The sequence below is a fragment of the Dysosmobacter sp. HCP28S3_G4 genome (assembly GCF_052065175.1).
Classification (GTDB): Bacteria; Bacillota; Clostridia; order Oscillospirales; family Oscillospiraceae; genus Oscillibacter.
The window spans coordinates 1-8,234 of sequence record NZ_JBQHUP010000073.1 but is presented as its reverse complement, the minus strand read 5'-3'; the positions used below and the strand labels follow the sequence as shown (position 1 = coordinate 8,234).

Annotated in this window: 7 protein-coding genes and 2 pseudogenes; 2 read left to right on the top strand and 7 right to left on the bottom strand. The window is 63.8% G+C overall.

Annotated elements, in window-relative coordinates:
• Positions 1 to 37 precede the first annotated feature (37 nt).
• On the top strand, positions 38 to 211 hold the full coding sequence (locus tag ACTNBU_RS12015; RefSeq protein ID WP_441034269.1) for a hypothetical protein: 174 nt from the start codon (positions 38 to 40) through the stop codon (positions 209 to 211).
• A gap of 10 nt (positions 212 to 221) precedes the next feature.
• Here the strand turns inward: ACTNBU_RS12015 and ACTNBU_RS12010 are convergent, their stop codons facing one another.
• From ACTNBU_RS12010 to ACTNBU_RS12000, 3 genes are read right to left on the bottom strand one after another with little or no spacing between them, the layout of a single operon-like run.
• Positions 222 to 1,463, bottom strand: coding sequence for an ABC transporter permease (locus ACTNBU_RS12010; protein ID WP_441034267.1), 1,242 nt, complete (start codon positions 1,461 to 1,463; stop codon positions 222 to 224).
• A complete protein-coding gene (locus ACTNBU_RS12005; protein WP_441034266.1) occupies positions 1,460 to 2,194 on the bottom strand; it encodes an ABC transporter ATP-binding protein in 735 nt (244 codons plus the stop codon). The genes ACTNBU_RS12010 and ACTNBU_RS12005 overlap by 4 nt, the downstream gene beginning before the upstream one ends.
• A 4-nt stretch (positions 2,195 to 2,198) precedes the next feature.
• Positions 2,199 to 3,821, bottom strand: coding sequence for an efflux RND transporter periplasmic adaptor subunit (locus ACTNBU_RS12000; protein ID WP_441034264.1), 1,623 nt, complete (start codon positions 3,819 to 3,821; stop codon positions 2,199 to 2,201).
• 277 nt (positions 3,822 to 4,098) lie between these two features.
• Between ACTNBU_RS12000 and ACTNBU_RS11995 the strand changes: the two genes are divergently transcribed.
• Complete coding sequence (locus ACTNBU_RS11995) at positions 4,099 to 4,839, top strand: hypothetical protein (RefSeq protein WP_441034263.1); 741 nt, start codon at positions 4,099 to 4,101, stop codon at positions 4,837 to 4,839.
• A gap of 308 nt (positions 4,840 to 5,147) precedes the next feature.
• Here the strand turns inward: ACTNBU_RS11995 and ACTNBU_RS11990 are convergent, their stop codons facing one another.
• The 4 genes and pseudogenes from ACTNBU_RS11990 to ACTNBU_RS11975 all read right to left on the bottom strand — a co-directional run bounded on the left by ACTNBU_RS11990 (position 5,148) and on the right by ACTNBU_RS11975 (position 8,098).
• Positions 5,148 to 5,561 carry an FtsX-like permease family protein gene (locus tag ACTNBU_RS11990; protein WP_441034271.1) on the bottom strand — a complete coding sequence of 138 codons (414 nt, stop codon included), beginning with the start codon at positions 5,559 to 5,561 and terminating at the stop codon, positions 5,148 to 5,150.
• A 93-nt stretch (positions 5,562 to 5,654) separates the two neighbouring features.
• Positions 5,655 to 6,272: pseudogene (locus ACTNBU_RS11985) on the bottom strand (ABC transporter permease); the annotation flags it as partial.
• A 90-nt stretch (positions 6,273 to 6,362) separates the two neighbouring features.
• Positions 6,363 to 7,082 (bottom strand): annotated as a pseudogene (locus tag ACTNBU_RS11980) (ABC transporter ATP-binding protein); the annotation flags it as partial.
• Positions 7,079 to 8,098 (bottom strand): efflux RND transporter periplasmic adaptor subunit, encoded by a 1,020-nt coding sequence (locus tag ACTNBU_RS11975; protein ID WP_441034261.1) that lies wholly within the window; start codon positions 8,096 to 8,098, stop codon positions 7,079 to 7,081. The gene ACTNBU_RS11975 and the pseudogene ACTNBU_RS11980, both read right to left, overlap by 4 nt.
• Between the last annotated feature and the right edge of the window lie 136 nt (positions 8,099 to 8,234).

The window sequence follows — 8,234 nt, the reverse complement described above, 5'->3', positions numbered from 1 at the left end:
TTGCAGGGGGAGTACGAGGGGGCGGGAGCCCCTTCGTATGGAATCGAATGTCTGCAAAAAGCCTGCGTTAGCAGGCGTTTGCGCCGCGCAGCGGCAGATTTTCGGTCCGCTACGCGGTCCGAAAATCGAGACATTAGGCAGGCTGTCGGAAAAGTCTATGGACTTTTTCGACAGCCTGAAGCCAGCGGCCTTTCCAGGCCGCTGGCTCTGAAAAACTCCCTTTACTCATAACGCAATGCGTCGATGGGATTCAGCTTCGCCGCCTTGTTGGCGGGAAGATAGCCGAACAGGACGCCGATGCCCACACTGACGCCGAAGCTGATGAGAATGGCGTTCAGGGACGGGGTGGCGTTGAAGGTGATGCCGCTGGTACCCAACTGCGCCAGCAGGATCCCGCCCAGAATGGAGCCGATGCCCGTGGCTGTCAGATATCCCAGCAGAATGCCCGCCAGACCGCCGATGGCGGAGGTGGTGCCCGCCTCGATGACGAACTGCCGCCGGATGTCCCGGCGCTTGGCGCCCAGGGACTTCCGGATGCCGATCTCCCGGGTGCGCTCCGTGACGGACACCAGCATGATGTTCATGATGCCGATGCCGCCCACCAGCAGGCTGATGGCGGCAATGGCCACCAGTACCAGCATGGCTACGCCCATCATGGCGTTGATCATCTCCACCGACTCCAGCATGGTCTCGATGTAATAGGCCTCCTCGTCCTGATAGAACTGGTAGAGGTAGTCCGACAGGAGGATCTTCGCCGCTTTCACCGTGTCCCGGGAAACGGCGGTCATCTGATACAGGGTGACGGCGCGGCTGCCGGACAGGGCCATGGCGTTCTCGTAGGGGATGTAGGCCCGGTCATCGCCGCGGCCCTCCTCCATCACCTCGCTGTTCTGCGCCAGAACCCCCACCACCGTATAGGGCACGCCGCCGATGGTCAGGGTCTTGCCCAGGGCGTCGCCCCGGAACGCCTCCCGCTCCAGATACGCGCCGATGACGCAGACGTTCTGCCGCTGGACCACGTCCACGTACCGGAGATAGCGGCCTTTGGCCAGGGTGTCGCCGTCCAGGGTGGTGCCGGTCTCCGGCCGGTACATGGCCTCGCTGACGCCGTAGACGGCGGTCTTTTCAAACTCCATGCTCCCCTGCCGCACGCCGCTGCCGCCGGAGACCCAGGGCGTGACGCCGCTGAAGATGGCCGGATACTGGTCGGTCAGGGCGTACAGGTCTTCCGGCTCCACACTCAGGGTGGTGCCGTCCCCCCGGCCCCACGTGTAGACGTAGATCTGGTTCACGCCCAACTTTTCCACCTGCTGCTCCACCATGCCGGTGAGGCCGTTGCCCAGGGAGAGAATGATGATCACCGACGCCACGCCGATGATGATGCCCAGCATGGTCAGGAAGGACCGCATCTTGCTGGTGCGCAGGGATTTGATGGCCAGCTTGAAGGACTGGGTGAAGTTCATGCCTCTGCCTCCTCTGTCTCCTCCGGACGGACCACCGCCTCCGGGGCGTTGGCGTCGCCGTCGTAAATGATCCGGCCGTCCTGGAGCCGGACGATGCGTCTGGCCTTCACGGCGATGGAGTTGTCATGGGTGATGAGCACCACCGTGTCTCCCTCGGCGTTGAGCTTCCGGAGGAAGCCCAGCACCTCCCGACCCGTCCGGGAGTCCAGGGCGCCGGTGGGCTCATCCGCCAGGATCACCGACGGCTCTCCCGCCAGCGCCCGGGCGATGGACACCCGCTGCTGCTGTCCGCCGGACAGCTGGGAGGGCAGGTTCTTCCGCTTCTCCGCCAGTCCCACCCGCTCCAGGGACCGCATGGCCCGCTGGTGTCGCTCCTCCGCCCCCACGCCGGCGTACAGCAGCGGCAGCTCCACGTTCTCCTGCACCGTCAGCTTGGGGATCAGGTTGTACTGCTGGAAGATGAAGCCCAGCATCCGGTTGCGGATCTCCGCCTGCTGATCGTCGTCCATGGTGGACACGTCCACGCCCCCCAGATGATAGGTGCCGGAGGTGGGCACATCCAGGCAGCCGATGATGTTCATGGCCGTGGACTTGCCGGAGCCGGACTGGCCTACGATGGCCACGAACTCCCCCCGGTCGATGGTCAGGCTGACACCGTCCAGGGCGTGGACCTCCTCGTCTCCCATGGGGTAGATCTTGTACACGTCCCGCAGCTCTATGAGATGTCCCATGGCCTCAGCCTCCCATGGCGGCTGCCGCCGGGTCCTGCACCACGACGGCGTTGCCGTCCTCCAGACCGTCGAGGATCTCGATGTACTGGCTGTCGCTGCGGCCGATGGACACCGTGCGCTCCTCCAGCTTCGTCGCGTCCAGGACGGCGGCGCCGTCCTCCGTCAGGGCGCCCTCGCCGGGCACGGTGACGGTATTTCCCCGGCTGACGGCCTCCACCGGCACGCACAGAACGTTCCCCGCCGTCTCGCCGATGATGGTGGCGGAGACGTTCATCCCGGGCCGCAGGTCCCCGTAGTCCTCCACCACGATGGTGACGGGATAGGTGGTGAAATTGTCCTTGGTGACGCCGGCGATACTGACTTTGTCCACCCGTCCGGTGAAGGTCTGGCCCGGCAGGGCCGCCGCGGTCAGCTCCACCGTCTGGCCCACCTTCACCTTGCCGATGTCCAGCTCGTTGACGTTCATGTCCATTTTCAGATAACTCAGGTCATACACCACCGCCAGTGTGCCGGAGGTGACGCCGTCCACCTTGTCCCCGGCCTTGAAGTTCTTCTGGATGACGGTGCCGGAGATGGGCGAGGTGATGCGGTAGCCATCCAGGGAGTCCCGTGCGCTGCTCTGCCGCAGGCGGGCGGACTGGATGCTGAGCCGAGCGTCTTCGATCTGCTGGTCCAGGGCGTCGGAGGAGAGGGTACACAGGGCCTCCCCCTGAGCCACGGTGCTGCCGGGCAGCTTGGAAAAGCCGGAGACGGTGCCGCTGCCGTCGGCGCAGACCACGGTGCTGCCGCCCATGGACAATCTGGCGTTGCCGTAGCTGGTGTAGCTGCCGATGACGGCCTGGGCTGTGTAGCTCCCGGCGTCCGTCAGCGTCCCGGGATTGGCGATCCGCACCCGGACGGTGCAGGACTCCTTGCCGTTGCTGGTGACGGTGGTGGAGTCGGACACGGACTCCACCGTACCCTGGACAGAACCTGCAAAGCCGTTGATGAACACAGTGGCGCTCTGTCCGGCATGGAACTCCGACGGGTCCACGTAGGTGAACAGGAAGTCCGCCACGATGTCGGTGCTGGACACAATCTTCGCCAGCTTGTCGCCGGCGTTGACGCTGTCGCCGTTCTTCACGTAGACCTCGCTGATGGTGCCGCCGATGGAGGTCCGGGGCGTCTTAGCGTCCACAGCCCGCTGGTAGTTCAGCTCCTCCTGCTGGAGAGAAATGGCGGCGGAGTTGATGGAGTCCTGGGCGGAGCCCGCGTCGATGGCGTACAGCAGGTCGCCCTCCTTCACGTTGTCCAGCTCCTCAAAGGGGGAGCTGATGATCTCGCCGGTGACCAGGGCGTTGACGTTGTAGGCGTCCGCCGGCTCCAGCGTGGCGCTGCCGGAGACCGTCACCTGAATGTCCCGCCGGGCGGCCTGTTCCACCTGATATCCGGCGCTGGGCTGGAGCACTTTCGGGGCGCTGAGGATCCGGTACGCCCCGGCTCCGATCAGGGCCAATACCGCCAGCACCGCCAGACGCCGGACCCACCGGCGGCGCTTTTTCGGCTTCGGCGGCTTCGGCGCCTTCTTCGGCGGTTCCGCCGGGGCATCCGGTGTTCCGCTCTGTACCTCCATGATCTGCTCGTTCATTCCGCTCACCTGTTCCTTCCATTCCGCCGGTGTTCCCCGGCAAACTGTATAATTGTATTATGTACTTGATACAATAACACAATCGTACAATTTGTCAAGGCCTTTTTTCGTCCCTGCGAAAATTTTATTGGGATGTACGAAGCGTAAGCCCTCCAGCCGGTGGAAGGTCAAGAGAAAATTTTGAAAAGCGCAACGTTTTTTTCCCGGACGGCATCTTGGTAAATGAGGGCCGCAGGCCCGCCGGACGTCCGACTCAATCTTGAAGGAGTGTACAACTATGAAAAAGCACCGAAGTCTCCCCGGTTTCCTGGCGGGAATGGCCGCTGCCTTCCTGCTCTGCTGCACGGCTGTCACCGCCCTGGCCGCCTCCGGCACCGTCAGCTTCAATACCGCCCATGTCTCCGTCAACCACAATCGGATCCTGTGGCGGAATAAGGACCTGACCACGGATGCCGGTGCCGCCATTCCCTCCACCATTCTGTATACGGATGAACAGGGCGGTACCACCAACTACGTCCCCATCCGGTACTTTGCCCAGGCCATCGGCCTGCCGGTGGAGTGGAACAGCGTCCTCCAGACCGTCGAGGTCACCGTGCCGGATGAGCTGGCCCTGCATCTGCTGCCCCTCTCCGATCCCGGATGCAGCTGGAACGGTCTTTACGAGGAGGTGGACCCCATCCCCGCGCCGGAGGGAAAAACACTGCTCTCCGCAGACTGCCAGCAGCAGGAGGCATTTACCCGCAGTCTCTCCCCGAACCCGGCGGAGGGCGACTACGTCAGCATCACCATCACCAACAACGGTCCCGCGCCCATTCAGTTCTCCCTGGGCATGCTGACGGGCACCGCCGCCATCACGAACCCCACCCAGGTGCCCGCCGGGACCACCGTCACCCGCACCGTGAAGCTGCTCACCGATGAGGGACTGACGGACCATCCCCTCTATCTGGAACTGGACAACGCCCGGAACGTCCTCCGCACCATAGACGCCGGTATCTCCGCCGTACAGTTTACGGCGTGACGCGCCCGGCAGGGCAAGGCCCCCGGACCGATGGTCCGGGGGCCTTCAGGCTGTCGAAAAAGTCCGATGGACTTTTTCGACAGCCTTCACAATGCCTCGCTTTTCTGCCCGCGCAGCGGGCCGAAAAGCTGCCGCTGCGCGGCGCAAACGCCTGCTGACACAGGCTTTTTGCAGGCATTCAATCCAACACGAGGGGGCTCCCGCCCCCTCGTACTCCCCCTGCAAAAAAGGACTCTTTTCCTTCAGACAGGGTTTTTCGACAAGCTGAAGGCCCCCGGACCGATGGTCCGGGGGCCTTGTGATCTCTTTTATTCGCTTCTCAATGCGTCGATGGGGTTCAGTCGGGCCGCCTTTTTGGCGGGCAGACAGCCGAACAGGACGCCGATGCCGGCAGACACACCGAAGGCCAGCAGCACCGCACCGAGGGTGGGGCTGACGGTCAGCTCCGTGTCCATGACGCTGGAGATCACCACCGTGGCAATGGAGGACAGTCCGTCGCCCTCCAGGATGCCCAGGATACCGCCCAGGGCGGAGGTGACGGCGGCCTCGATGACAAACTGCCGCATGATGGCGCTCTCCCGGGCGCCCAGCGCCTTCCGGATGCCGATTTCCCGGGTGCGCTCCGTGACGGACACCAGCATGATATTCATGATGCCGATGCCGCCCACCACCAGACTGATGGCCGCGATGGCCGCCAGAATGTAGATGATCACGTTCACCATGGAGTTCATGGTGTCCAGCATCTCCGACATGCTGATGACGTTGTAGGCGTCCTCATCCTCGAAGATCCGGTACAGGGTGTTCTCCACCAGCGTCTTGGCCTCGGCGATCCGGTCCTTGTCCCGGACCGTCACCGTGTAGCTGCTGATGGTGCCGGAGTAGGTCATCCGGGCGGCGGTGGAATAGGGCAGGAACAGGCAGTCGTCGGTGCCGCCCTCCTCCAGCTCGCCGCTCTCCGCCGCCATGACGCCCACGACGGTCAGGGTGTTCTGGCCCAGCTTGATGGTCTGGCCCACGGCGTTTCCGCCGAAGTAGGCCATGTTCAGGTACTGGCCGATGACGCAGACCTTCTTCCGGTTGGCCACGTCCATGTACTCGATGCCCCGGCCCTGGGCGATGTCGTAGTCCTTCATGGAGAAATAGTCCTCGCTGATGCCGGTGGACGTGGTGGTGCTGACCGTGTCGGAGCCGATCTTCAGGGGGAAGGACACGGATACCGTGGGGGAGAGCTGCTTCAGAACGTCGCTGTTGTCCTCCATCATCTGGTACATGTCGTCCTCGGACACGGAGCGGGAGGAGCCCCGGCCCATCACCATGACGGTGAGGGAGTCGGTTCCCAGCTCGGCGAAGCTGTCCTCGATGTAGCCCTGCATGCCGTTGCCCAGGCCCACGATGACGATGACGGCGCAGACGCCGATGATGATGCCCAGCATGGTCAGGAACGTCCGTGTCTTGCTGGCCATGATATTTTTCAGGGAGAGCTGAAAGGTTTCCAGCAGCGTCATACGGCAAGCCCCCCCTTCCCCGGCGGCGCCGGGCCGGACCACCGCCTCCGGCGCGTGGGCGTCTCCGTCGTAGACCACCCGTCCATCCTCCAGACGGATGATCCGCTGGGCCTGGACGGCGATGGAGTTGTCGTGGGTGATGAGTACCACGGTGTTGCCCTGGCGGTGGAGGTCCTGGAGCATCCCCAACACCTCCCGGCTGGTGTGGGAATCCAGAGCGCCGGTGGGCTCGTCGGCCAGGATCACCGCGGGACGGCCCGCCAGCGCCCGGGCGATGGACACCCGCTGCTGCTGGCCGCCGGACAGCTGCTGGGGCTTGTGCTTCAGCTTATCCCCCAGGCCCACCTGCTCCAGGACGGCCCTGGCCCGCTCCCGGCGCTCCGCCCTGGGAACGCCGGCGTACATCAGCGGGACCTCCACGTTCTCCAGCAGGTTCAGCTTGGGCAGCAGATTGTACTGCTGGAAGATGAAGCCCAGCATCCGGTTCCGGACGGCGGCCAGCTGGTTTTTGTCCATGCTGCCCACGTCCTGTCCGTCCAGCAGATAGGAGCCGGAGGTAGGCACATCCAGACAGCCGATGATGTTCATGCAGGTGGACTTGCCGGAGCCGGACTGACCCACGATGGCCACGAACTCGCCTTTTTCAATCTGAAAGGAAATGTGGTCCGCCGCTTTGACCGTGGTATCCCCCATCTGATAATACTTGCAGACGTTCCGGAATTCGATCAGCGCGCTCATCCTCTGGGCCCTCCGCCGCGGTCACCGCCCATGCCGCCGGAGGGCGCGCCGCCGCCCATGCCGCCGGAGGGCATTCCGCCCATCATCATGCCGCCCATCATCATATTCGAACTGCCGGAGCTGGTGGGAAGATAGGCCACGGTATCGCCCTCCTGGAGGCCGGAGGTGATCTCCACATAGCTGTCATCATCCACGCCGGTCCCGATCTGCACGTAGACGTAGCCCTCCGGAGCCTCCCGGTCCAGGGCGTTGGCCGCGCTGGGAGAGTCCGCCGTCACCAGAACGGTGTCGCCCCGGTTCACGGCGCCGCTGGGCACCGCCAGCACGTTGTCCCTGCTCTCGATGACGATCTCCGCGTCCACGTTCATGCCGGGCCGCAGGCCGTCGGTCTCGTCGATGCGGACGGTGACGGGGTAAGTGGTGATGCCGCCGGAGGTAGTGCCCGCCACGGAGACCTTTGTGACGGTGCCGCTGTAGGTCTGATCCGGCACGGCGTCGGCAGTGATCCGGACGCTCTGGCCCACGGCCACCTGGCCGATATCCAGCTCGTCGATGGCCATGGTCATCTCCAGATAGCTCAGGTCGTAGATGGTGCAGAGGGTACCGGTGGAGCCGCCCTCGATCTTGTCGCCCGCCTTGGCGGTCTTGGTGACCACGGTGCCGGAGATGGGGGCGGTAACGCTGTAGTCATCCAGCTTCTTCTGGGAATTCTGGAGATTGGTCTGGGCGTTGTTCAGACTGATCTGGGCGCTGTCGATGCTGTTCTGGGCGTTGTCTACCTGATTGTCCACGGTGTCGCCGGTGATGGTGCAGATCTGCTGCCCGTCGGAGATGGGGTCTCCCGGCAGAAAATTCAGTCCCTCCACCTTGCCGGAGACAGAGGCGGTGATAATGCTGGTGGCGCCCACGTTCACCGTGGAATTGCCGTAGCTGGTGTAGTTCCCGATGACGGCGCTGGCGGTATATCCGGCGGTGATCAGCCCGGGATTCTCCGCCTTTACCCGGACAGTGACCACCTGACGGCCATTGGTGGTCTGACTGCCGTTGGACTCTGTAGCGCCGGGGGGGGGGGGGGGTTTTTGTAAACCCCCCCAAAGTAAACGGGTTTGTTTTCACAAAACCCTCCACAAAATTAGTATCCCTCTTGCCCCC